The organism is Microbacterium sp. LMI1x-1-1.1 (genome assembly GCF_040676205.1).
In the GTDB taxonomy this organism is placed as follows: domain Bacteria; phylum Actinomycetota; class Actinomycetes; order Actinomycetales; family Microbacteriaceae; genus Microbacterium; species Microbacterium aquilitoris.
On the sequence record NZ_JBEGHM010000001.1, the window covers coordinates 714,257 to 738,920 of the forward strand.

The window sequence follows — 24,664 nt, forward strand, 5'->3', positions numbered from 1 at the left end:
GGGTGTAGGCGCCGCACAAGTCGCACGGACCACGTCGGAGGCCACGCTTGTCTCCCCTCCACAATGCAGTTGGTGAACAGTTGGAGGACTCCTACCGTGAAGGTCGAACTTCCCTGTCCCGTCGCCCCGACCGGGCGTCCTCAGAAAGGCCAGTGATGACCGACACCGTCGTCCGCTCCTCCACTCCCGCCGTCGACAAGCGCACCCCCGCCGGAGGCGCTCCGACCGCGCCGCACAGCGCCGACGAAGCGCACGAGCCCCGCATCGACATCGACGCCGTGGGCGCGATGCTCCGTGGCACCTGGGGCGAGACCCGCCTGACCGTCCGCGAGCTCCTCAAGGACCCCGCCTACTGGCGTGTCGACGGCCAGAGCGTCGCCGAGCATCGCGAGCGCGTCATGGGTCAGGTCAGGTTGCTGGCGAAGAACAGCGGCTCCACGCGTGCGCTCCCGAAGGAGTACGGCGGCGACGAGGACAACGGTGCCAACCTCGCCGGCTTCGAGGAGCTCGTCGTCGCCGACCCGAGCATGCAGATCAAGGCGGGTGTGCAGTGGGGCCTGTTCGGCTCGGCCGTCCTGCAGCTGGGCACCAAGGAGCACCACGACAGGTGGATCCCCGACATCCGCGACGCCAAGCTCCCCGGCGCCTTCGCCATGACCGAGATCGGCCACGGGTCGGATGTCGCGGCGATCGGCACGACGGCCACGTACGACCCCGAGACCGAAGAGTTCGTCATCCACACGCCGTTCCGCGCGGCGTGGAAGGACTACCTCGGCAACGCCGCCGTCTACGGCCAGGCCGCGACCGTGTTCGCGCAGCTCATCACGAAGGGCGTGAACCACGGCGTGCACTGCTTCTTCGTCCCCATCCGCACGACCGACGGCGAGCTGCTCCCCGGCGTGCAGAGCGAGGACGACGGCGTCAAGGGCGGGCTGAACGGCATCGACAACGGCCGCCTCGCCTTCGATCACGTGCGTGTTCCCCGGACGAACCTGCTCAACCGCTACGGCGACGTCGCTCCCGATGGCACCTACTCGAGCCCGATCGAGAGCACCGGACGCCGCTTCTTCACGATGCTCGGCGCCCTCGTGCAGGGCCGTGTCTCGCTCGACGGCTCGGCCACGATCGCGTCCTCGCTCGCCCTGCACATCGCGCTGACGTACGCCAACCAGCGCCGCCAGTTCGACTCGGGCGCGGGCACCGACGAGGTCGTGCTGCTCGACTACGGCAAGCACCAGCGGCGCCTCCTGCCCCTGCTCGCCCAGAACTACGCGCAGTACTTCGCGCACGACGAGCTGCTCCGCACCTTCGACGGCGTCTTCAGCGGCAGAGTCGACACCCCGGCCGAGCGGGAGAACCTCGAGACCCTCGCCGCCGCTCTCAAGCCCCTCAGCACGTGGAACGCCCTGAACACGATCCAGGAGGCCCGCGAGGCCTGCGGCGGGTCGGGCTTCATGGCCGAGAACCGCCTCGTCGGACTCCGCTCGGACCTCGACGTCTACGTGACCTTCGAGGGCGACAACAACGTCCTCCTGCAGCTCGTCGGCAAGCGTCTGCTCGCCGACTTCGCGAAGCAGTTCAAGGGGGCGGATGCCGCCACCCTCGCCAAGTTCGCGGTCGGCCAGACGGCGGGCAACATCTTCCACGGTGCGGGCCTGCGGAGGCTCGGTCAGACTGTCGCCGACTTCGGGTCGACCGCCCGCTCGGTCGAGCTCGGTCTGCGCGCCGAACAGCAGCACGAGCTGCTCGCCGGACGCGTCGAGCAGATGGTCGCCGACATCGCGGGGGCGCTGCGCCCGGCATCCAAACTGCCTTCCGACAAAGCTGCCGCGCTGTTCAACCAGCACCAGGCCGAGCTCATCGAAGCGGCGCGGGCGCACGGCGAGCTGCTGCAGTGGGAGGCGTTCTCGGATGCCGTGAAGGGCACCGAGAACGAGAGCACGCGTCAGGTCCTCACCTGGCTGCGCGACCTCTTCGGTCTGCACCTCATCGAGAAGCACCTCGCGTGGCACCTCATCAACGGGCGGCTGTCGACTCAGCGCGGCGCGGCGGTGTCGAAGTACATCGACCGGCTGTGCGCGCGACTGCGTCCGCACGCGCAGGACCTCGTCGATGCGTTCGGCTTCGCCCCCGAGCACGTGCGGGCTCCCATCGCGTCGGGCGTCGAGCGTCAGCGTCAGGACGAGGCCCGCGCGCACTACGCGGACCTCGCGGCGCGCGGCGAGGCGCCTATCCCGGAGAAGTCGCTCAAGAAGAAGAAGTGAGCGTCGGAGGCCGTCGGTAGCCTGAGCGCGTGGACATGCGACTCGGGCCCGACGGCCTTCTTCGTTGCGGCTGGGTCGGGGACGACGCCGAGTATCGGAGATACCACGACGAGGAGTGGGGCCGCCCGCTGCGCGGCGATCGCGCTCTCTTCGAGAAGATGAGCCTCGAAGGGTTCCAGGCGGGGCTCTCGTGGATCACGATCCTCCGCAAGCGCCCGCGCTTCCGCGAGGTGTTCGCCGGCTTCGAGCCCGCGACCGTGGCCGCCTTCGACGAGTCCGACGTCGAGCGGCTCATGGGTGACGCGGGCATCATCCGCAATCGGGCGAAGATCCTCGCCACCATCGGCAACGCGCGGCTCGTCACCGAGATGGCCCCCGGCGAGCTCGACGCGTTCATGTGGTCGTTCGCCCCGGCATCCCATCGCCGGCCGTCCTCATTCGCCGAGGTCCCCGCAACGACGACGGAGTCCGACGCGATGTCCCAGGCCCTCCGCAAGAGGGGGTTCCGATTCGTCGGCTCCACGACGATGTACGCGCTCATGCAGTCCTCGGGCATGGTCGACGACCACGTCGCCCGATGCCACCGCGCCGCAGGCTGACGACGCTGCAGAAGTGGGGAGGAGTCCCCATGGGCGACTCCTCGTCGAATCGGTAGCGTCGATGCCGATCGGGGGTGACGATGAGCGACGTGCAGTTGGACCTGGCGGAGTTGGCCGCAGCCAGGGACCGTGCGATCGCCGCATACGACACCTTCTCGTCGGCGGATGCGGTGAGCGGGGACCTCGCCGACCTCACCGGCGAGGCACGGCTGGCGGGCAAGGTCCGAGACTTCGCGGCGAACTGGGACTACAACCGCGGAAATCTCGAAGACCAGCTCGTCACCGTCCGCGATCTGCTCACGGCGATCGTCGACTCCTTCACGGAGCTCGACGCAGAGGGGGGACGCCAGCCGTGAGCGCGTTGTCGGTGGAGTTCGAGGATCTCTTCGACTGCCGTCCCGACGACCTCGAGGGTCGGGCTCGGGACCTGGGCCGGACGGCCGAGGCGATCGCTTCGGCGGCCCTCGCGCTCCGGCACCTCGTGCAGCAGCAGCACAGCCTGTCGACGGATGCCGCGGGCACCGCCTCGAGCGAGGCTGCCGCCGGACTGCAACGCGCGCAGGATCGATATCAGGGGACGTCGACTGCGCTCGTGACCTACGCGGTGGAGTTGGGGGACATCCAGCGCGAGGCGCGCGCGGCCATCGAGGAGGGTGACGCGCACCTCAGTCAGATCCCGCTGCAGGAGGCGGAGGTCCACGACCTCGAGAACGCGCTCACGCTCGCCATCGCGAAGGGCGAGTCGACGAGCACCATCGAGGACCGCCTGGGGGAGGCGCGCTCGGCTCTCAGCACCGCGATGGGGGGCGCCGAGGATGCACGACAGGCCCTCAACTCGGCGCGGCGGCGGCTGTGGGACGCCGCCGACCGCGCCGGCGAACAGATAGCCACGGCGATCGAGGAGGGCGCCGACTCCTTCGGCGACAACTGGAACCAGTTCTGGGATGGCGTCGGCGAGGTGTTCGCCATCGTCCGGGACTGGGCCGAAGGGGTGCTCGCGGCGATCGTCTTCGAGCTGGCGGAGCTGGTCAGCGCCCTCGTCTCGGCCGCGGTCGTCGCGGTGATGATCCTCGTCGGCGTGCTGGTGCTCGGCTTCGTCTACCTGACGCTGGGCGGCGCGGGCCTGCTCCTGCTCATCGCTCTCGTCTCGGCATCCCTCATATCGATGGCGATCCGCGAGCTCATGGCGCCACCGGTCGTGCAGCGCACGGACCGCTTCGAGGTGTCCGACGAGCTCGAACCCCGCGACTACCGCGACCTGTTCGGCGAACTGGCCGCGCAGGACGGTGCCGGCGGCGAGGAGTACACCGAGATCCGGGTCGTGGCTGTGCGGGACGGGTCCGGCGAGACCGTCGCCTGGCGTGTCCAGCTGCCGAGCACACAGCAGTGGTCGCCCTCCAACACCGACGGGGCGCTCAACGACCTCCGCACCGACGTGATGCTGTCGATGTTCCCCGAGCTGCAGACGCAGTACGAGCAGGCCGCCTGGCAGGCGATGACGGATGCCGGTGTCTTCCAGAGCGACGCCCCGATCATGTTCACCGGGTGGTCGCTCGGCGGCATGATGGCGGGCGAGATGGCGACGGATCCACGGGTGTCGGACCGTGTCGAGTCCGTCGTGACGGCAGGCTCGGCGATCGACAAGCACTACAGCGACATGCCTCCCGACGTCCGTGTGACGCAGTTCAACAACGGCATCGATCCGGTGCACACGCTCGAGTTCTTCGGGCTCGGAATCGAGGACTACGTCCGGCTGGACCAGGACTGGCAGACGTACCGGCCGCTCAGCTGGCCGATGCACGATGCCACGATGTACGGCGATGCCGCCGAGCGGTATCTGCCCGAACCGCGGCCCGGGGACGACATCTTCTTCGCGGGTGCGGGAGACTCGGGCAGCGAAGAGGTCTACGTCGCCGAGTACACCCGAGGATCGTGAGGTTCGCATGCCCCGTCAGCGCCGCCCCCTGACCGTGTTCGCCGTCGCGGCGATCACGCTCTGCGCTGGAGCGCTCGGCCTCTCCGGATGCGCCGCATCCGCGGACCCCGACACGGCGGGGCTCGAAAGCGAGCTCGCGTCGGTCGGGGGAGTCAACGGCGCGTTCGTGTGGACGACGCATCCGAACGCACCGTGGGTGACCCACGTGCAGGTGATGCTGTTCCTCGACGACCCTTCGGATGCCGGAGTCGTCGACGCCGTGCGCGCCGCCGCCCCCGTGCTGTCGGCCGATGATGCCGTCGCCGACGCGGATGCGGTGGCGCTGACGTTCATCGACGGTCAGCGTGGCGACTACACGGCCCGCGGTGAGGCGAACCGCGACGTCATCGGCCTCGCGTCCGAGATCGCGTCCACCCTCGGTGTGACCGATGCCGGCAAGCGTCAGCTGCTCGTCTCGCCCGACGAACTGCGGGCGCTCGCCGGCACGGAGTGAGCGTGATGGCATGGCTCGCCTTCCCCCTGCCGGGCACCTGGCTCGCGATAGATCCGCGAGACGAAGAAGCATCCTTCGACCGAGTGGATGCCGCGGTCCGCGACGTCGTGGGAGTCGCGGACGATGCCGCCGCGGCCCGCCGGCGGCTGCGCGATCAGCTCCGGACCGTGGTCGGGTCGGCCCGGGCGTCGGAGGCGCAGGGCGTCTTCCTCTGCCTCGAGGTCGCGCCGGGGGTGCGGTTGCCCGCGACGCTCACGGTGCACGCGCTCTCGGCGATGTCCATGACCCCCGCGATCGGCACCGCGTCGGCCGCCGTGCTCGACACCCTTCATCGCAGCCTCCAGACGCTGGAGGTGGCGGGGATCGACACCGCCGTTCGCGTACCGGCGCCCGACGGGGGAGCGCTGCGGATCCACCGGCGGGTAGACGAGACGGTCGACGGCGCGCCCGTCGAGGCGCCACCCGTCGAGACGCCAGTGCAGCGGCTCGAGGTCGATTACTGGTTCGCCGTCCCCAGCTCCAAGCGCGTCGTGCTCGCGAGCTTCGCGGCGCCGCTCGGCCACCTGCACGACGCGATGCTGAACCTTTTCGACTCGATCGCCGCGGCCGCGAGGTTCGAGTCCGGCGCGCCGAGTCTTGCCCCGTGAGGTCTGCTCCCGGGATCATGTGGAGACGGCGACCGGGAGGCAGACATGACGGGGTACGAGATCACCGAGATCGGCGGGCTCGACCAGTGGCGCGACCACTTCGGCGGCTTCGCGCCGGCGCGCTCGCGTGACGGTCGACGCGTCGTCGATCACGAGCTGGCGATGCAGTACATCGGGTTGACCGCCAACGCCCTCGAACCGGGGGAGCAGGCCGGCTACTGGCACACCCACTCCGAGGTCGAGGAGCTCTACGTCTTCCTCCAGGGTCGGGGTCAGATGGGACTCGACGACGACCTCGTCGAGGTCGGTCCAGGCTCCGTCGTTCGCGTCGGCCAGGGCGTGTGGCGCACGTGGCGCGCCCACCCCGAGAGCCCCGGTCAGCTCCGCTGGCTGTGCATCCGCGCCGGCGGGGAGGAGCTCCCCGAGGTGCCGTCGGATTCGGCGCGGGCCGAGCGGCCGATGCCGTGGTCCGCGCCGGAGGCGTGAGTCGTGGCATCCGATCGTCACGTCGCCGACGCGCACGACGTCATCCGCGTCGTCGGGGCGCGTGAGAACAACCTCAAGGACGTCGACGTCGAGATCCCCAAGCGACGCCTGACGGTGTTCACCGGGGTGAGCGGATCGGGCAAGTCCTCGCTCGTGTTCGGCACGATCGCCGTCGAGTCCCAGCGCCTCATCAACGAGACGTACCCGACCTTCGTGCAGCAGTTCATGGCGCAGCTGAGCCGCCCCGACGTCGACGGACTCGAGAACATCAGTCCCGCGATCATCGTCGACCAGGAGCGCATGGGGGCCAACGCGCGGTCGACGGTCGGCACCGTGACCGACGCCTACGCCATGCTCCGCCTGCTCTTCAGCCGCCTCGGCGAGCCGCACATCGGATCGCCGCAGGCTTTCTCGTTCAACATCCCCTCCGCGCCGGGATCCGACACCGTCACCGGTGGCATGTGCCCACGCTGCGAGGGGCTCGGCGAGGTGAGCGACGTCGACCTCGACGAACTCTTCGACAGCTCGAAGTCCCTGTCGGAAGGCGCGATCACCGTGCCCGGCTACAACGTCGACGGCTGGATGGTGCGCATTTTCACCGAGTCCGGGTTCCTGGATGCTGCCAAACCGATCGCGTCGTATTCGCCACAGGAGCGCGCGGACTTCCTCTACAAGGAGCCCACCAAGGTGAAGCTCCAGAACATGAACATGACCTACGAGGGTCTCGTTCCGAAGATCACGAAGTCGTTCCTGCAGAAGGATCGCGAGGCTCTGCAGCCGCACATCCGTGCGTTCGTCGATCGGGCGGTCAAGTTCCTGCCGTGCCCGGAGTGCGGCGGCAGCCGTCTCAACGCCGGCGCCCGCTCGTCGAAGATCGGTGGGGTCCACATCGCCGAGGTCTCCGCGATGCAGATCACCGATCTGTCGGCCTGGCTCGACAGCGTCGACCCGACGTCGATCGGTCCGCTGCTGTCGTCGCTCAAACGGGTCATCGCCTCGTTCATCGACATCGGCCTCGGCTACCTGTCGCTCGACCGCTCGTCGGGGACGCTGTCGGGCGGCGAGGCGCAGCGCACGAAGATGATCCGTCATCTCGGTTCCGCGCTGACCGACGTGACCTATGTCTTCGACGAGCCCACCGCGGGCCTTCACCCGCACGACATCCAGCGGATGAACGACCTGCTCCTGCTGCTGCGCGACAAGGGCAACACCGTGCTCGTCGTCGAGCACAAGCCCGAGGTCATCGCGATCGCCGACCACGTCGTCGACCTGGGACCGCAGGCGGGCTCGCGCGGCGGGCAGATCATGTACGAGGGGGATGTCGCGGGTCTCCGCGCCTCCGGCACGCTCACGGGCCGGCACCTCGACCACCGCGCGGCGCTCAAGACGAGCACGCGCACCGCGACCGGCTCGCTGCCGATCCGCGGTGCGACCCAGCACAACCTCACGGGCGTCGACGTCGACATCCCGCTCGGCGTGCTGACCGTCGTCACGGGTGTCGCCGGCTCGGGCAAGTCGTCCCTCATCCACGGGAACGTCCCCGGGTTCGATGACGTCGTCGTCGTCGACCAATCGCCCATCAAGGGTTCGCGCCGGTCGAGCCCCGCGACGTACACCGGCGTGCTCGACGCGATCCGGACCGCGTTCGCCAAGGCCAACGGCGTGAAGGCCTCGCTGTTCAGCGCGAACTCCGAGGGCGCGTGCCCCGCGTGCAAGGGGCTCGGCGTGATCATCACGAACCTGGGCTACACCCAGAGTGTCGAGACGCGCTGCGAGGTGTGCGACGGGTCCGGGTTCAGCGACGCCGTCCTGGAGTACACCCTCGACGGCAAGAACATCGCCGAGGTCCTCGCGATGTCGGCCGAGGAGGCCCACGGCTTCACGACGGGGTCGGCCAAGACGACGCTCGCCCGGATGATCGACGTCGGCCTCGGCTACATCACGCTCGGTCAGGCGCTCAACACCCTCTCCGGAGGCGAGCGCCAGCGGCTGAAGCTCGCGATCGCCATGGCGAAGAAGGGGGCGGTGTACGTCCTCGACGAGCCGACCACGGGTCTGCACCTCGCCGACGTCGACAACCTGCTGTCGCTTCTCGACCGGTTGGTGGATGCCGGCAACTCCGTCATCGTCATCGAGCACCATCAGGCGGTCATGGCGCACGCCGACCACCTCATCGACCTCGGTCCGGGCGCGGGACGGGACGGCGGACGGGTCGTGTTCGAAGGGACGCCGGCGGCACTGGTGAAGGAGCGGTCGACGCTGACGGGAGAGCACCTCGCACGGTACGTCGGCGCGGTCTGAACCGCCTCGGCACGGCTGAACCCACGAGCATAGATGGGGAGAACTCCCCACGTCACGCGCTCGCCCGATATTCGTCTCTCGCTTAGTCTTTATGGCGTCCACACGCCGTGGCAGTCGGTCTTCTCACCGGCCGCCACGGTTCTGCATGCATGACTGCCTCGGGGGAAGTCAGAACACTCATGAAGTCGTTCACCTGGCTGCGTTCTCGGCCCAAGACGTTCGCCTCGATCGGTGCGGTGACGGCCGCGGTTGTCGCTGTCAGCGTCCTCGCCCTGACCTACGACGGTGAGCCGACGACCGAGGTCGAGCTCAACGACGGCGGTGTCTGGCTCACCAAGCAGACGAGCTTGCTCGTCGGACACTTCAACAACGAGTCGCGCGTGCTCGACGGGGGTCTTCGCACGCTGTCGGCGGACTACGACATCCAGCAGGCCGGCAACCGGGTCCTCGTCACGGACGAAGCAGAGAACACCGCCACGGCGATCGACCCGTCACGGGTCGTTCTCTCGGACAGCGCCGACATCCCCTCGGGCGCGAACGTGGTGCTCGGCGGCCCCACCGTCGCGACGATCGACGAGGACGGCGCCCTGCGCGCCGCCCCCTTCACCTCGATCGCCGCGGTCGGCAAGGAAGCCGGCGATCCGATCGCGAAGCTCGGTCGCGGCGCCGCGGTGACCGTCAGCACCGCCGGCGTCGTCTACGCCGTCTCGGCGAAGTCCGGCAAGATCTTCGCCTACGGCCCCAACGCCGAGGGCACCTACGTGCAGACCGCCGAGCGCGAGCTGGAGGGCATCGATAAGGACGACGAGCTCTCGATCACCTCCGTTGGCGGAGTCAGCGTGGTCCTCGACCAGACCACCTCGATGCTCTACTCGACCGACGGCCTCCAGGCCGAAGTGCCGGGCGACGCGGTTCTCCAGCAGCCCTCCAACGCGACCGACACCGTGACGCTCGCGACGCCGTCGCAGCTCGTCCGCGTGCCCCTGGGCGGCGGCGACCTCGTGACGAAGGATGCCGGCAGCGGCGGCGGTGCCCCGGCTCAGCCGGTGTACGTCGCGGGCTGCGCGTACGGTGCCTGGTCGGGCACCGGCGCCTTCGTGCGCGACTGCACGGGCGACGGCGACGACGTGCAGAAGACCATCAAGGGTGTCAAGAAGTCCAGCCAGCTCCGGTTCCGCGTGAACCGGGACGTTGTCGTCCTGAACGACATCTTCGGCGGATCGGCGTGGATGGCGAGCGACGCACTGCAGCAGGTCGACAACTGGGAGGACATCACTCCTCCCGAGGGCGAGGGTGAGGAAGAGGAGGAGACGACGGAGGAGACCATCCAGTCGACCCTCCCCGAGCGCACCGAACAGAACACGGCTCCCGTCGCCGAGAACGACCGCTACGGCGTCCGTCCGGGTCGCACAACGGTCCTCCCGGTCCTCGAGAACGACCTCGACGCCGACGGCGACGTCCTCGTTGCGAAGGTGGTCACGCCGCCGTCGGTCGGGAAGGTGACGCCGATCTACGACGGCACCGCCCTGCAGATCGCCATGCCCGATGACGCGAGCGGAACCACCTCGTTCACCTATGAGGTCTCCGACGGTCGCGGCGGCAAGGACTCGGCGCGCGTCGCGCTCACCGTCCGGCCGTTGAGCGAGAACTCCCCGCCGGTCCAGAAGCGCAAGACCGCGATCACCGTGGAGACGGGCGGCGTGGTCTCCTACAACGTGCTGACTGATTGGGTAGACCCCGACGGGGACGACATCTTCCTGCAATCTGTCACTCCCGACGGTGGCGACGAAGCCGAGTTCACCTCCGACGGCCAGATCACCTATCGCGCGATCGGCGGCACGCAGGGTCGGAAGGACGTTCCGGTCTCGGTGTCGGACGGAAGCGACTCCGCCGTAGGCGTCGCGCGGTACGACATCCGTCCGCTCGGAACCACCCTCCCTGTCACGAACGCGGATCACGTCGTGACCCGCCCCGACCGTCCGGTCACCGTTCGCCCGCTGACGAACGATACGAGCACCGGCAACGAGCAGCTCCGCCTCACCCGTGTCGACGACGTCGAAGGCGGCACTGTGACGCGCGACTATCCCGACAAGTCGTTCACGTTCCAGTCCGCCAAGATCGGCACGTACTACGCCACCTACCTCGCCTCGGCCGGACCGAACTCGGCTCCCGGCATCGTGCGCATCGATGTGCTCCCCGAAGAGGATGCCGACGTCGCGCCGATCGCCGTCCGTGACGTCGCCCTCCTGCCGGCCGGTGGCGACGTGCTCGTCAATGTGCTGGGCAACGACACCGACCCGGCGGGCGGCGTTCTGGTCGTTCAGTCCGTGACCGTCGATGAGGACGCGGGTGTGGCCGCGGCCGTGCTCGGGCATGAGACCATCCGCGTCAGCGACCAGGCGTCGCTCGACAAGCAGGTCCGCTTGACGTACACGATCTCGAACGGATCGCAGTCGGCCGACGGCGAGATCATCGTCATCCCAGTGCCGGCTCCGGAGAAGCTCCGCCCCCCCATCGCCGTCGACGACGAGGTCGTCGTGCGTACCGGCGACGTCGTGACCATTCCGGTGATGGACAACGACTACAGCCCGAACAACGACGAGATCCACATCTCGCCCGAACTCGTGCCGCCGCTCGTCGACGATGCGGACGGCGACCTGTTCGTCTCCGAGGACACGCTGCGCTTCCGCGCCGGGTCGGAGCCGAAGACGGTCAACGCGACATATGAGGTCGAGGACTCCAGCGGCCAACGCGACGCCGGTTACGTCACGATCCGGATCCTGCCCCGCGACGACACGTCGAACGCCGCGCCGCGACCGCGCGACGTGACGGTCCGCACGCTCAGCGGGTCGGCTGTCACGGTTCCCGTCGACCTGAACGGGATCGACGCGGACGGCGATTCCGTCGAGCTCGTGGGTCTCGCATCCTCGCCGAAGAAGGGCCGGGTGTCTGCCATCGAGGCCGACTCCTTCACTTACACCGCTTTCGAAGATGCGGTGGGTGTCGATCGGTTCCAGTACCGGGTACGCGACGCTCTCGGTAAGGAGGCGACAGCATCCGTCCAGATCGGCATCGCCCCGGCCCCGACGACCAACCAGGCTCCTTACGCGGTGCGCGACACGATCACGATGCGGCCTGGGCGCACGGTCGCCGTCGACGTGCTGAAGAACGACTCCGACCCCGACGGCGACAAGTTCACGTTCGCCAAGAACGCGGTGGAGGTCCCCGACGTCGCGGGGCTCAGCGCGAAGGTCTCGGGACAGCAGTTGCTCATCACGGCGCCTGAGAAGCCGATGCAGACGAGTGTCATCTACACGATCGCCGACGAGCGCGGGCTCCGCGCGACGACGTCCGTGCAGATCACGGTCGACCCCGATGTCCCTCTCGCCCGTCCGATCGCTCGAGACGATCGCGTCCTCCCCGACCAGGTGAAGGAAGACGGCACCGTGACGGTCGATGTCCTCGCCAACGACGATGACCCCGACGGCACAAGATCTGCCCTTGAGGTATCGCTTGGCAAGGGCGGCGACAATGCGCGTGTCGGATCGGGCGGTCGTGTCAGCCTGACCGTCACCGACCAGCGTCAGCTCATCACGTATCTCGTCAAGGATGAGGACGACCAGGTCTCTGCAGCATTCATCCACGTTCCGGCGCTCGTTGATCTTCCCCCCACCCTTCTCTCGACCGAGGGCGTGACTGTCAAGAGCGGGGAGTCGATCGACCTGCCCCTGTCGAAGTACGTACGTGCTTCGGGCGGCGGCAACGTCGTGATCACCGAGACCGAGAAGGTCTCGGCGGCGCACAGCAACGGCGCGAGCCTCGTGAAGGACGAGTCGACGCTCACCTACACCTCCGCGGAGCGTTACTTCGGATCGGACGCGCTCACGTTCGAAGTCACCGACGGCTCCGGGCCCGATGATGACACCGGCCGCAAGGCGACGTTGACCATCCCGATCACGGTGCTGCCGCCGGACAACGAGCCGCCCACGATGACGGGCGCGTCGATCTCCGTCGCGCCCGGCGAGGAGGCGACGACTCTCGGCCTGCGGGAGCTGGCTTCGGATCCCGACCCGGGCGATATGGAGAAACTGACGTTCTCCCTCGCCTCCGACGCGCCATCCGGTGTCAACGCGTCGATCGACGGACAGACTTTGCAGGTATCCGCGCAACCTGACGTGGATAAGGGCACGCGGTTCTCGCTGACCGTCCGTGTCACCGATGGGGAGACGGACCCCGTCGAAGCAAACATCCAGGTTACGGTCACCGCGTCGACCCGCGAGCTGCCGTCGGTCAACGACGATGTCGTCAAACAGGCGGACCAGGGCGAGACCGTGTCGGTGAACGCATTGAACAACGACGTCAACCCGTTCCCTGAGAAGGCCCTCCAGATCGTGAACACACAGATCGAGACGGGCGATGTCACGAGCGTGAGGGTGTCCGGCCCGAACGTGAATGTGACGACGTCGAAAGAGTTCGTCGGGAACGTGGTCGTCCGCTACACGGTCCAGGACGCGACAGGAGACGCCGACCGGCGTGTCGACGGACGCATCCGCATCACCGTTCAGGGGCGGCCTGAGGCGCCCGGTAAGCCGACCGTGACCACGGTACGGAGCCGGACCGTGGTTCTCAGCTGGACCCCGCCCGCGGACAACGGTCGTCGGATATCGGGCTACACGGTCACCTCGACCGCGGGTGGCTACACCCGGGAATGTCCCTCCACGACGTGCACCCTCGACGGGCTGACGAACAACGTCGAGTACAACTTCGTCGTCACAGCGACCAACAGCGTCGGCGAGTCCGATCCGTCGGTGCCGTCGGAGACCGCGCGTCCGGATGTGCGTCCCGACCAGCCGGCGCCCCCGGCGCTGGCGTTCGGTGATCGTAGTCTCGACGTCACGTGGAAGACACCACGTACTGAGGGGTCGCCGGTCGAGAGCTTCACTCTCGAGATCTCACCCGCACCGCCCTCCGGCGTCGCGCAGAAAACAGGCGTGACCGGGAACAAGCTGAAGTGGGACGGGCTGCAGAACGGTACGGAGTACCAAGTACGGGTCCGCGCCCACAACCGCGCACCCGAGCCTTCCGACTTCTCGCAGTGGTCCGCGGGAGAGATCCCTGCCGCACCGCCGGCGGCGGCGGGCGCTCCGACGGTGGCCCGTCTCGAGCCGGTCGGGGGCCGTGCTCAGATGCGCGTGTCCTGGAACCAGCCTGCGGAGAACGGCGACGCGATCGCCGCCTACGAGTTGCGAGTCATCCGCGGCGGCAGCGTCGTCCAGAAGATCTCGGTACCGGCAGGTCAGACGAGCCAGGCCGTCGTCGTCGACACCTCCCAGACCAACTACACCTACACCGTGCGGGCGCGCAACAAAGCAGGGTGGGGCAAGCTGAGTCCTGAATCCGCTCCGCGCCGTGCCTTCACGCCGCCGGGTGCTCCGTCTGGTGTCACCGCGGGCGAGGGCGACAACCAGGTCACGGTCCAGTGGCAGCCGGCCGCGTCGAACGGTGCCACCGCGAACGAGATCCAGTACCAGTACAACGTGAACGGCAGCGGATGGCGTGCCGATTGGGTCGCGGGCGGCGGTTCAGGGACGTCCGGCACGATCGGCAACGGCGTCGTCAACAACAACGGCTCGTACACGGTCCAGATCCGGGCCGTGGCCACCGCGGACGGCACGACCTACGAGGGACCCGCGTCGGCGGCCTCCAACCAGGTCGCCCCGTACGGGCAGATCGGTAATCCGTCGGCCAGCGCATCGCGGGCGGGCGACGGGCGGACGATCTCGATGAGCTGGTCGTCGCCCGCCCCCAACGGGCGGCCTGTCACGACCGAGATCCGCACCGGTGACGGCCGAGGATGGCGTGTCGTCGCGGCCTCGGGCACCGAGAACTACGACGTCGGGTACAGCACGACGCGGACGATCGAAGTGCGAACGAGCGCTGCGGGCAGCCAGACCACCACCGCGCAAGCGAGTGCGACGACCGTCGACGCGCCGCCGCCACCGCAACCGCAGGTCTGGGTGACGAAGGGAGACGGTGGGCCGGAGGCATGCGTCAACGGCTGCTACTACTTCGTGGTCAACACCAAGAACTTCCCAGGGGGAAGCTATCGGATCGACTGCAACGCGACGGGCGACCCCAGGTTCAACGACTACAACGGTCCGTTCAACGTCCCTTCCGACGGCTCGGTCCAGATCACGTGCTGGCACGGATCGGACAACGTGGATGTCTGGGTGGACATCCTCGGCTGGGGAGGCGACGTGGACACCGAGAAACGCTTCTGGGCCAAGTAGGACCAACGAACACGATGAAGATGACGAAGAAGGACTGAACGAATGAGCATGACCCCTGAACAGGCGGCCTGGTTCCGCGACACGTTCACGCGACTCGTCGACAACGTCGACCAGGCGCTGATGGGCAAGCGCGAGGTCGTGGGCCTCGTGCTGGCGGCGATGCTCGCCGAAGGTCACGTCCTCCTCGAGGACGCGCCGGGCACGGGCAAGACGAGCCTCGCGAAGGCACTCGCGGCGAGCGTGCAGGGGTCGTCGACCCGCATCCAGTTCACGCCGGACCTGCTGCCCTCGGACGTGACGGGCGTCACGATCTACGACCAGCAGAACCACAAGTTCGAGTTCCACAAGGGTCCCGTGTTCGCCTCGATCGTCCTCGCCGACGAGATCAACCGCGCCTCGCCGAAGACGCAGTCGGCGCTCCTCGAGGTCATGGAGGAGTCCCGCGTGACGGTCGACGGCGTGCCGCACGAGGTGGGTCGACCGTTCCTCGTCATCGCGACGCAGAACCCCATCGAGCAAGCGGGAACGTACAAGCTCCCCGAGGCGCAGCTCGACCGCTTCATGATCAAGACCTCGATCGGCTACCCGTCTCTCGCCGTCGCCGAGCGGATCCTCGCCGGCGACGTCGACCGCAACCCGTCGGGCAAGCTGAGCCCCGTCATCACGACGAAGGCCGTCGCCGACATGGCCGACCTGGCCGCCACCGTCCACGTCGACCCGGCCGTCGCGCGCTACGCCGCGCAGCTCGTCGAGTCGACCCGCGAATCGGATGCCACGAAGCTCGGCGTCTCGGTCCGTGGCGCGATCTCGATGATGCGGATCGCGCGTGTGGTCGCGGCATCCCAGGGTCGTCACTACGTCATCCCCGATGACGTGAAGGCGCTGGCGGCACCTGTCTGGACCCACCGTCTCGTCCTCGACCCCGAGGCCGAGTTCTCGGGGACGACGTCCGAGTCGGTCATCGAGCGCGCCCTCGGCCAGGTCGAGGCGCCTCTCGCGAGGGCGTCCGCCGAATGACGATGACGCCGGAGACGGTCGCCGAGGCGCCGGACGCGCCCGGCCCCTCCGGCGCGCCCGCGGGCACCGCACCGGACGCCGCCGAGGACACGGCGCTGCTCGCGCCCCGCGAAGCGACGCGGTGGGAGAAGCTGCGAGAGGATGCCGGGGTGTGGGCGCGCCGCGCAGGTTCCCGCGCGCGGATCATCGCCGAGGTGATCCAGCTCACCGGATGGGTGGTCATCGCCGCCGCGATCATCCTCTGGATCACGGCATTCTCGCTCGGCTGGCAGGAGGCGTTCGTCGCGGCGATCGTGGCGACGGTGCTGGCGCTCCTATGCATCGTCTTCCTCTTCGGGCGGACCGCGTACGAGGTCGACCTCGACCTCACCCGCACGCGCGTCGTGGTGGGCGAGCGGGCCGTCGGTGCGCTGAAGCTCGCGAACCTCACGTCCCGCTCGCTGCTGCCCTCCGAGATCGTCCTGCCGGTCGGTTCCGGTCGCGGCGTCTTCCAGGTGCCGCGGCTTCAGGCGGGGGAGGAGCACGAGGAGCTCTTCGCCATCCCGACGACCCACCGCGGCGTGCTCGCCGTCGGTCCGGTGAGCGTCCTCCGCGGCGACCCGCTGGGTCTGTTCGAACGCACGCACGACCGCCGTCAGGCCGTCGACCTTTTCGTACACCCGCGGACGCTGCCGCTCGAGGGGCTCTCGCTCGGGCAGATGCGCGACCTCGAGGGCCTGCCCGATCAGCACCTCGCCCGTGACGACGTCTCGTTCCACGCGCTGCGCGAGTACCAGCCCGGCGACGATCTGCGCCACGTGCACTGGAAGTCCACGGCGCGCACCGGCACGCTCATGGTGCGCGAGTACGAGCAGACCCGTCGCTCGCACTTCGTCGTGGCGCTGTCGACGCACCCCGGCGAGTACCGCGACCCCGAGGAGTTCGAGACCGCGATCTCCGTCGCCGGCTCCGTGGGCCTGCGCGCCCTCCGCGACTCGCGCACCCTGGACGTGCGCACGTCGGCCGGCAAGATCCGTGCCGAGACCGGTCGCCGGTACCTCGACTCGCTCTCCGCGCTCGAGAGCACGAAGCCGCGCGACGGCGGGATCGTCGCGCTCGCCGGCATCCTGGCCGCGCACTCCCCGGATGCCGCCGTCGCGGTCCTGCTCTGCGGGTCGACGGTCGACGCCGGACAGCTGCGCCTCGCCTGCTCGCGCGTGCCCTTCGGCGTGCGGACCCTCGCGATCATCGCCGACAGTCGCCTCGAATCGCCGGTCCTCCGCCGCGTGGGCGACGCTGATGTCGTCGCCCTCGGCCACCTCGATCAGCTTCCCAACGCCCTCCGCAAGGTCCTCTCGTGAACCGGCTCGCCTTCTTTCTGCTGCCGGGTGCGACCTGGCGGCGTCTCGTCGCCGACATCGCCGCCGTCGTGCTCCTGCTCGGCGTCGGGATCGTCGGGTTCGCCGCGACCTTCGACGGCCCGGCCTACCTCCTCGCGGCGATCGGCGCGCTCGTGTTCGGCCTGGCTCTCGCATGGGCGGGCGCCCGGTGGCGCTGGGGCATCCTGTCCCTCGCCGGGGCGACGATCGCGCTCTACTTCCTGCTCGGCGGTGCGCTGGCACTGCCGAACACGACCTTCCTCGGCGTCGTGCCGACCCTCGAGACGTGGCGCCAGCTGGCGCTCGGCGCCGTCACCTCGTGGAAGGACCTCCTCACGACGGTGCCGCCGGTCGACCCGGGCGACGGCCACCTGATCGTCCCGTTCCTGATGACCCTCGTCGCGACGGTGCTCACGGCGTCCCTCGCGCTGCGCCTGCGTCGCGCGGCGTGGGCGCTGATCCCGGCATCCGTCTACATCGCCGGTGAGATCCTCCTCGGCACGGCGCAGACCGTGGCGCCGATCGTGCAGGGCGCCCTCTTCGTCGTCGTCGCCGTCGTGTGGCTCGCGCTGCGCACCATGTGGAGCCCGGAGCGCACGGCCGTCGAGGCCGCGACCCCCGGAGCCGACGCCTCGCGCGCCGCTCGGCTGCGCCGTCTGGTGTCGGGCGGGATCGTCCTGGCCCTCGCGACGGGTGCAGGGGCTGCGGTCGCGGCGACCGCCAGCCCGCCCACCCAGCGGTACATCCTGCGCGACTTCGTCGTCCCGCCCTTCGACATCCACGACTACGCGAGCCCGCTGCAGTCCTGGCGGAAGTATGTCCGCGACTTCAAGACCGACCAGCTGTTCACCGTCAGCGGGCTGCCGAAAGACGGCCGCGTGCGCCTCGCGACGATGGACGCCTACGACGGCGTCGTCTACAACGTCGCCGAGGACGGCGCCGGATCCTCGAGCGCCTTCACCTCGATCCGGTCGAACATGTCGCCCGAGGCGACCGGCACCGAGACCAAGGTGCGCGTCGACATCGAGGAGCTGTCCGGCGTGTGGCTCCCCTCCGTCGGATCCGCGCGCGACATCGAGTTCCAGGGCGACCGGGCGACCGACCTCCGCCGCGGCGCCCACTTCAACGATGCGACCGGCACCGCGGTGGTCACCTCGGGCGTCCAGTCCGGCGACGCGTACACGATCGACACGATCATCCCGCCCGTGATCAAGGACGAGCAGCTCGCCGAGACGCCCTTCGCTCCGCTGAAGATGCCCAAGCAGACCGGCATCCCGCAGGCGCTCAGCGAGATCGCCTCGGATGCGACGGAGGACGCCGAGACGCCCATCGACCAGGCGCGCGCGCTCGAGAGCTACCTGAAGACCGACGGATACTTCAGCCACGGTCTCGCCGATGACGTGTACTCGCCGTCCGGTCACGGCTCGGCACGCATCTCGATGCTCGTGAACAACGACCAGATGGTGGGCGACGACGAGCAGTACGCCGTCACGATGGCGCTCATGGCCACCCAGCTCGGCATGCCTGCCCGTGTCGTCATGGGCTGGCATCCCGATGAGGGGGAGAAGGATGCCGGGGGTGTCTTCACCGCGACGGGCGAGAACATGCACGCCTGGGTCGAGATCGCTTTCGAGGGCAAGGGGTGGATCCCCTTCGACCCGACTCCCGACGAGGACAACGAGCCGAGCCAGCAGAACACGAAGCCGCGCGCCAACCCGAAGCCGCAGGTGCTGCAGCCGCCGCCGCCCGCGCAGGAACCGGCCGATCAGCCGCCGGCACTCGCCGAGGAGCGCGACCAGGATGAGGACGAGGAGCCCGGCCCGGACTGGCTCGGACCCCTGCTCCTCTGGACCGGCGTGGGACTCGGCGGCATCCTGCTGCTGATGTCGCCGTTCCTGGTGATCGGGGGGCTCAAGGCGGCTCGTCGCACCCGGCGACTGCGCGCGGAGCGCACCGCCGACCGCGTGTCGGGCGGCTGGGACGAGCTGGTCGACCGCGCTGTCGACTACCGCGTGGCCGTGCCTCCCGGATCGACCCGCGCCGAGAGCGCAACGGTCGTCGGCGACGCGTTCGACGGTTCTCGCGTCGCGACACTCGCGCAGCAGGCCGACGCCGAGGTGTACGGCCCCGGTGACCCGACCCCTGAGGACGTCGACGCCTTCTGGCGCGAGGTCGACGAGATCGTCGCGGGCATGGCCGGCGGGGCCACGTTCTGGCAGCGTCTTCGGGCCCGGCTGAGCCTGCGATCGCTCCGACGCAGTCGGGCGGGTCGATCGGTGCGCCGGCGATGACCGTGGGTGCCCCCGCGACGATGCCTCACCGCGTCGGCGCCGTCGTCATCGACTCCGTCATCGGGGCGGCGGTCGTCGCCGCGGTCACGGGGGGCGTCCTGGCCGCGTCCGTCCTGTCGGCCGGCATCGTGGGGATCCTGGTCCTGCTTCCCGCCGTGGCGGGCACCTCGCTCGCCTGGTTCCTCGTCCACACCGCCCTGCAGGGCGGCCGGGGCTCGATCGGCATGCGCGTCATGGGGCTGCGGCTCGAGCGGGCCGACGAGGGCGACGGGCGGCTCGGCTTCGGCCGCGCACTCGGGCGCAACCTCGTGTGGACGCTCACCTGCAGTGTCGTCGTCGGTCTCTTCTCACCTCTGTTCGACTCGTCGCGGTGGCGGCGTGGATGGCACGACCTGGCTGTGGGGGCCGTCATCGTCCACCCGGCCGACGTCCTGGCGGTGACGCCCGCCGCGCCGGTCGAGCCTGCGCTCGCTGCACGGATCGAACCCGCGCCCGTCCTCATCCCGCAGACCGCGGCGGCCGCGGCGGCGCCAGATCCCCGGCCCGTCGTCTCGGCGGCGGCCACCGGCCACGGCGACCCCCTCCCTGCGCCGTCGTGGGCTCCGGCATCCGTTCCGGCGAACCGGCCGATCCCGCGGACGCTGCCGGTCGACGTGATCTCGACCGTCCCCGGAGTGCCGCACCGCGACGGCCGGCCCGCATCGGCCGAACGGGTCTCGCCGCCCGTGATCGCGATCCTGCGCTGGGATGACGGGACGCGGCACACGATCTACGAGCCGACGCTGTTCGGTCGGGGGCCCGGCCAGCAGGAGGGGCGGCGCAGCACACCCGTCCGCGACGAGACCCTGTCGCTGTCGAAGACGCACTTCGAGGTCGGCGCCGACGAGCGGGGCTCGTGGGTCGTCGACCGTCACTCGCTCAACGGCGTCGTGATCGTCCGTGCCGGTCAGCCGCAGCGGCTCGTCCCGGGTGAACCGGCGCGCATCTGGTCGGGCGACGTCCTCGAACTCGGCGATCGACGACTGACGGTGGAGTCCGCGCGATGATCGCGATGGACGTGCAAGTCGGGGCGGCGACGCACCCGGGCCTCCGTCGACGCGTGAACGAGGACTCCCACCTGGCGGAGTATCCGCTCTTCCTCGTCGCCGACGGCATGGGCGGCCACGATGCGGGCGCCGCGGCGAGCTCCGCCGTCGTGGCCGAGTTCCGCGCCCTCGTCGGTCAGGACTCCGTCGGGATCGACGGGATGCGGGCGGTCCTCGCGCGTGCCCGCGCCGCCGTGCACCGCATCGGTCACGAGGGGCGGGCCGCCGGCACCACCCTCACCGGTGTCGCGGTCACCGAAGTCGGCGGCCACGGATACTGGCTCACCGTCAACGTGGGCGACTCTCGCACCTACCGCTTCGCGGACGGTGAGCTCGAGCAGATCAGCGTCGACCACTCCGTCGTGCAGGAGCTCATCGACGCGGGCGAGCTGACCGGCGAAGCCGCCGGACGGGATTCGCGCCGCAACGAGATCACCCGGGCGATCGGCGCGGGCAGCGGCGGCGAGGCGGACTTCTGGCTCATCGCGGCCGAGCCGGGCGATCGCATGCTGATCTGCTCTGACGGCCTGTCGGGCGAGGTTCCCGAGGACCGCATCAGCGACATCCTCCGAGAGGTCGTCGACCCGCAGGATGCCGCGACCCGCCTCGTGCACGAAGCGATGCTCCACGGCGGTCGCGACAACATCACGGCCGTGGTGGTCGATGCCGTCCGCGTGGCGGGGCAGGATGATGATGCGTACGACACGGCTCCCGCGGGGGGCGCGTCGTACGCCGAAGAGGACACACGGCCGCGAGCAGCGGCAGGAGGAGACGCCTGATGCGCGCAGTGCGATATCGGCCCGACGGCGCCCCGGAAGCCTGGCGTGCCGCCGTGACCGGCTCGGCGCTCGCCGTGCTGCCCCCGGCTGTGACCCCGCACGCCGTCGAGGGTGTGTGGCGCCGGCTCGAGAACGGCGGGATCGGCGCCGTCCTCGAATCCCTCACAGGGGCGTTCGGCACGTCGCTCGCGGCGATCCCGCCGTTCGGTCTCGCCGTCGCGGAGGGCGACGGGGTGCGCGTCGCAGTCCGCGGTCCGGTGACCCTCGTCGTCGAGACCGCCGACGGCGTCGATGCGGTCTCGGGTGCCGGCGTCGCGACGTGGACCGAGAGGTTCCTGCCGGGCGTCATCCGCGTGAGCGTCGACCTCGGGACAGCCGCGGATGCCGACCTGTTGCCGATCGAGTCGGGCGTCGTCCCCGTCGCCGAGATCATCTTCGACGTCGCAGAGCACGAGACCGCCGCGCCGGTCGCAGCGCCCGTGACGGCGGGGGAGCCCCTCGCCGAGCCGGAGCCGGAACCAGTCGCCGAGCCCGAGCCGGAGCCTGTCGCCGAGCCGGAGCCCGAGCTCGAGCCCGAGCCCGCACCGGAGCCCGAGCCCGAGCCGGAGCCGGAGCCGGAGCCGGAGGCATCCGCTGTGGCACCCGACGATCTGGGCGAGACCGTCGCCTCGCCGCGCACGCTGGCGAAGGAACCTGAACCGGAATCGGAGCCGGAGACCGAGACGCCGGGGCTGGTCACGGGGGTTCCACCGATCCACACGCTCGGTGGCTCGCCCGTCTCGGTCCCCGTGCCGCACGATGCGCCGCGGCCGCCGGACCCCGGCGAGACGATCTCCGGGCCGGATGAGGACGCCGTCCTCGGGGCGACGATCGTGAGTTCCCGGGTGGCGCCGCAGGGCACCGCGCCCGTCCCCGCCCTGCCCCCGTTCGTGCCGCCGCACCCCGCGCCGCCCCTCCCACCGGTTGCGGATGCGTCGGCGCTGGGCGACCACGACGGTGCGACCGTATCCGTCGCCGAAGCGCGCGCGATGCGGTCGGCATCCTTCGATTCGATCGAGGACGTGCCGCCGCGGAGCCCGTCGCGGGGCCGCATCCGCCTCGCCGACGGCCGCGTCGTCGAACTCGAGCGCACAGTCATCATCGGCCGCCGACCGCGCTCGACGCGACCGGCCGAGAACGAGCTGCCGACCCTCGTCGCCGTGGACGGCCCACAGCACGACATCTCGCGCAACCATGTCGAGATCCGCGCGGAGGGTGAGCACGTGCTCGCCGTCGACCTCGCGAGCACGAACGGCACCGTCCTGCTCCGGGGCGGCCACGACCCGGTGCGGCTGCACCCGAACGAGCCCACCATGGTGATCGACGGCGACGTGCTCGACCTCGGCGACGGCGTCACCCTGACCTTCGAGGACCTTCCGTGAGCTCGAAGCGAGCCCCCGCCGCGCCACCGGAGCTTCCCGGCTTCTCCTACGTCCAGGTGCTCGGCTCCGGCGGATTCGCCGACGTCTACCTGTACGAGCAGGCGTTGCCCAGGCGTCGCGTCGCCGTCAAAGTGCTCCTCGCCGACAAGATGACGAGCGGCGCGGCCGAGCAGTTCCAGGCCGAGGCGAATGTCATGGCGATGCTCTCAACGCATCCCGCGATCGTCACGATCTACCAGGCCGGTGTCGCCGGCGACGGCAGGTCGTATCTCGTCATGGAGTACTGCTCCAAGCCGAACCTGCAGGTCCGCGCCCGCTCGGCCCCCATCTCGGTGGCCGAGGCGCTGCGCGTCGGTATCCAGGTCGCGGCGGCGGTCGAGACCGCTCATCGTGCGGGCATCCTGCACCGCGACATCAAGCCGGCGAACATCCTCGTCACCGAGTACAACAGGCCCGCCCTCACCGACTTCGGCATCGCGACGACGGCGGACGGCATGGATCCGTCTGCGGGGATGTCGATCCCGTGGTCGCCGCCCGAGTCCTTCGCGGACGCGCCGGACTTCACCGTGCGCTCGGACGTGTGGGCGCTGGGGGCGTCGGTCTACAACCTGCTCGCGGGACGGTCGCCGTTCGAGGTGCCCGGTGGACGCAACGGCGGCGCGGACCTGATCCGCCGGATCGAATCCGAGCCACTCGCCCGCCTCGAGCGGGCCGACGTCCCCGCGTCGCTCTTCCAGGTGCTCGAACGGGCGATGTCCAAGCGCCCGACCGACCGTTTCGAGTCGGCCGTCGCGTTCGCCCGTGCGCTGCAGAAGGTGCAGATCGAGCTGGCCCACTCGGTCACCCCGATCGACATCCTCGACGACGCCCCGCCCGTCGAGGAGCAGGAGAAGGAGGGCGAGCTCACCCGCGTCCGCGGCATCGTCAGCATCGACCCGCACACCTCGCCGGCGGCAGGGCCCACGTGGGAGCGGACCGCCCTCGCGGCAGGTCTCGCGACCGGGACGGATGCCACGCAGCACCGCGACACCTCGGGGTGGGCCCCCGCCGCCACGGCTTCCGCGACGGGCGTCGACTCGACCGTCCTGCGACCGCCGACCGCGATCCCGCCGTCGGCCCCCGCCGCTGCGGTGTCCGAGCCGGATGACGGCACGATCGTCCGGGGGTCGCAGCGGATCGCCGCCGGCGAGACCCCGCCGGCGACATCACCGACCGCGCCGCCGGTGCCGGCCGGTGAGACCGTCGGTCAGACGGCCGCGCCGGCTCGGTCGCGTCGGGGGCTGTGGGTCGGGCTCATCGCCGCTGCCGTGGTCGTCGTCGTGGTGGTCGGCGCGGTGGTCCTCGCATCGCTGCTCGCGCCGCCCGCGACGGAGGCGAAGCCCGCGCAGTCCTCGGCCCCGACTCCGAAACCCCAGGAACCCGACGCGGAGTTCATCGCGGCGCCGACCGACGGGTCGAGCCGCATCCAGAACGGCAAGGCGGTCTTCCGGTGGGTCAACCCCGACCCGCAGGACGGCGACACCTACCTGTGGCAGCAGGTGCGCCTCGACGGCGCTGAAGCCACCCCCGCGAACGCCCCCAAGGCGCGCGTGTCCGTTCCTCTCGGGGACGAGACCCAGATCTGCATCGACGTCAGCGTGCGCCGCGAGAACGGCGCGACGAGCGACCCGCTGCGCATCTGCGCGACATCCTGACGG

The 24,664-nt window shown here is 69.9% G+C and carries 16 protein-coding genes; all 16 read left to right on the top strand.

The genetic code is table 11. The annotated features are described in order from the left end of the window. Positions 1-155: 155 nt before the first annotated feature. Positions 156-2,264, top strand: coding sequence for an acyl-CoA dehydrogenase (locus MRBLMI1x_RS03535; protein WP_363456103.1), 2,109 nt, complete (start codon positions 156-158; stop codon positions 2,262-2,264). Between the two features lie 35 nt (positions 2,265-2,299). Continuing rightward, a complete protein-coding gene (locus tag MRBLMI1x_RS03540; protein WP_363457805.1) occupies positions 2,300-2,863 on the top strand; it encodes a DNA-3-methyladenine glycosylase I in 564 nt (187 codons plus the stop codon). 80 nt (positions 2,864-2,943) lie between these two features. Then, positions 2,944-3,219: a hypothetical protein gene (locus tag MRBLMI1x_RS03545; protein ID WP_311858601.1), complete on the top strand. Its 276-nt coding sequence runs from the start codon at positions 2,944-2,946 to the stop codon at positions 3,217-3,219. Then, positions 3,216-4,799 carry a hypothetical protein gene (locus MRBLMI1x_RS03550; protein ID WP_363456106.1) on the top strand — a complete coding sequence of 528 codons (1,584 nt, stop codon included), beginning with the start codon at positions 3,216-3,218 and terminating at the stop codon, positions 4,797-4,799. Before MRBLMI1x_RS03545 ends, MRBLMI1x_RS03550 begins: the two co-directional genes overlap by 4 nt. A gap of 7 nt (positions 4,800-4,806) precedes the next feature. Then, positions 4,807-5,292, top strand: a complete 486-nt coding sequence (locus tag MRBLMI1x_RS03555) for a hypothetical protein (protein WP_018185818.1) — start codon at positions 4,807-4,809, stop codon at positions 5,290-5,292. Positions 5,293-5,297: 5 nt separating this feature from the next. After that, the gene (locus MRBLMI1x_RS03560; RefSeq protein WP_363456109.1) at positions 5,298-5,939 is read left to right on the top strand and encodes a hypothetical protein; all 642 of its coding nucleotides are present in this window, start codon (positions 5,298-5,300) and stop codon (positions 5,937-5,939) included. A gap of 45 nt (positions 5,940-5,984) precedes the next feature. Beyond that, complete coding sequence (locus tag MRBLMI1x_RS03565; protein WP_363456112.1) at positions 5,985-6,425, top strand: cupin domain-containing protein; 441 nt, start codon at positions 5,985-5,987, stop codon at positions 6,423-6,425. Positions 6,426-6,428: 3 nt separating this feature from the next. Next, positions 6,429-8,726 carry an excinuclease ABC subunit UvrA gene (locus MRBLMI1x_RS03570; protein ID WP_363456114.1) on the top strand — a complete coding sequence of 766 codons (2,298 nt, stop codon included), beginning with the start codon at positions 6,429-6,431 and terminating at the stop codon, positions 8,724-8,726. A gap of 179 nt (positions 8,727-8,905) precedes the next feature. Beyond that, a complete protein-coding gene (locus tag MRBLMI1x_RS03575) occupies positions 8,906-15,016 on the top strand; it encodes an Ig-like domain-containing protein (protein WP_363456117.1) in 6,111 nt (2,036 codons plus the stop codon). Positions 15,017-15,058: 42 nt separating this feature from the next. Next, positions 15,059-16,033, top strand: a complete 975-nt coding sequence (locus MRBLMI1x_RS03580; protein ID WP_018185813.1) for an AAA family ATPase — start codon at positions 15,059-15,061, stop codon at positions 16,031-16,033. Beyond that, a complete protein-coding gene (locus MRBLMI1x_RS03585) occupies positions 16,030-17,373 on the top strand; it encodes a DUF58 domain-containing protein (RefSeq protein WP_363456121.1) in 1,344 nt (447 codons plus the stop codon). The genes MRBLMI1x_RS03580 and MRBLMI1x_RS03585 overlap by 4 nt, the downstream gene beginning before the upstream one ends. Further along, positions 17,370-19,682, top strand: a complete 2,313-nt coding sequence (locus MRBLMI1x_RS03590) for a transglutaminaseTgpA domain-containing protein (protein ID WP_363456124.1) — start codon at positions 17,370-17,372, stop codon at positions 19,680-19,682. The genes MRBLMI1x_RS03585 and MRBLMI1x_RS03590 overlap by 4 nt, the downstream gene beginning before the upstream one ends. Beyond that, a complete protein-coding gene (locus tag MRBLMI1x_RS03595) occupies positions 19,679-20,728 on the top strand; it encodes an RDD family protein (protein ID WP_363456127.1) in 1,050 nt (349 codons plus the stop codon). Before MRBLMI1x_RS03590 ends, MRBLMI1x_RS03595 begins: the two co-directional genes overlap by 4 nt. Beyond that, positions 20,725-21,546: a PP2C family protein-serine/threonine phosphatase gene (locus tag MRBLMI1x_RS03600; RefSeq protein ID WP_018185809.1), complete on the top strand. Its 822-nt coding sequence runs from the start codon at positions 20,725-20,727 to the stop codon at positions 21,544-21,546. Before MRBLMI1x_RS03595 ends, MRBLMI1x_RS03600 begins: the two co-directional genes overlap by 4 nt. Further along, positions 21,546-22,967: an FHA domain-containing protein gene (locus tag MRBLMI1x_RS03605; RefSeq protein WP_018185808.1), complete on the top strand. Its 1,422-nt coding sequence runs from the start codon at positions 21,546-21,548 to the stop codon at positions 22,965-22,967. Before MRBLMI1x_RS03600 ends, MRBLMI1x_RS03605 begins: the two co-directional genes overlap by 1 nt. After that, on the top strand, positions 22,964-24,661 hold the full coding sequence (locus tag MRBLMI1x_RS03610) for a serine/threonine-protein kinase (protein ID WP_363456132.1): 1,698 nt from the start codon (positions 22,964-22,966) through the stop codon (positions 24,659-24,661). The genes MRBLMI1x_RS03605 and MRBLMI1x_RS03610 overlap by 4 nt, the downstream gene beginning before the upstream one ends. Positions 24,662-24,664 lie beyond the last annotated feature (3 nt).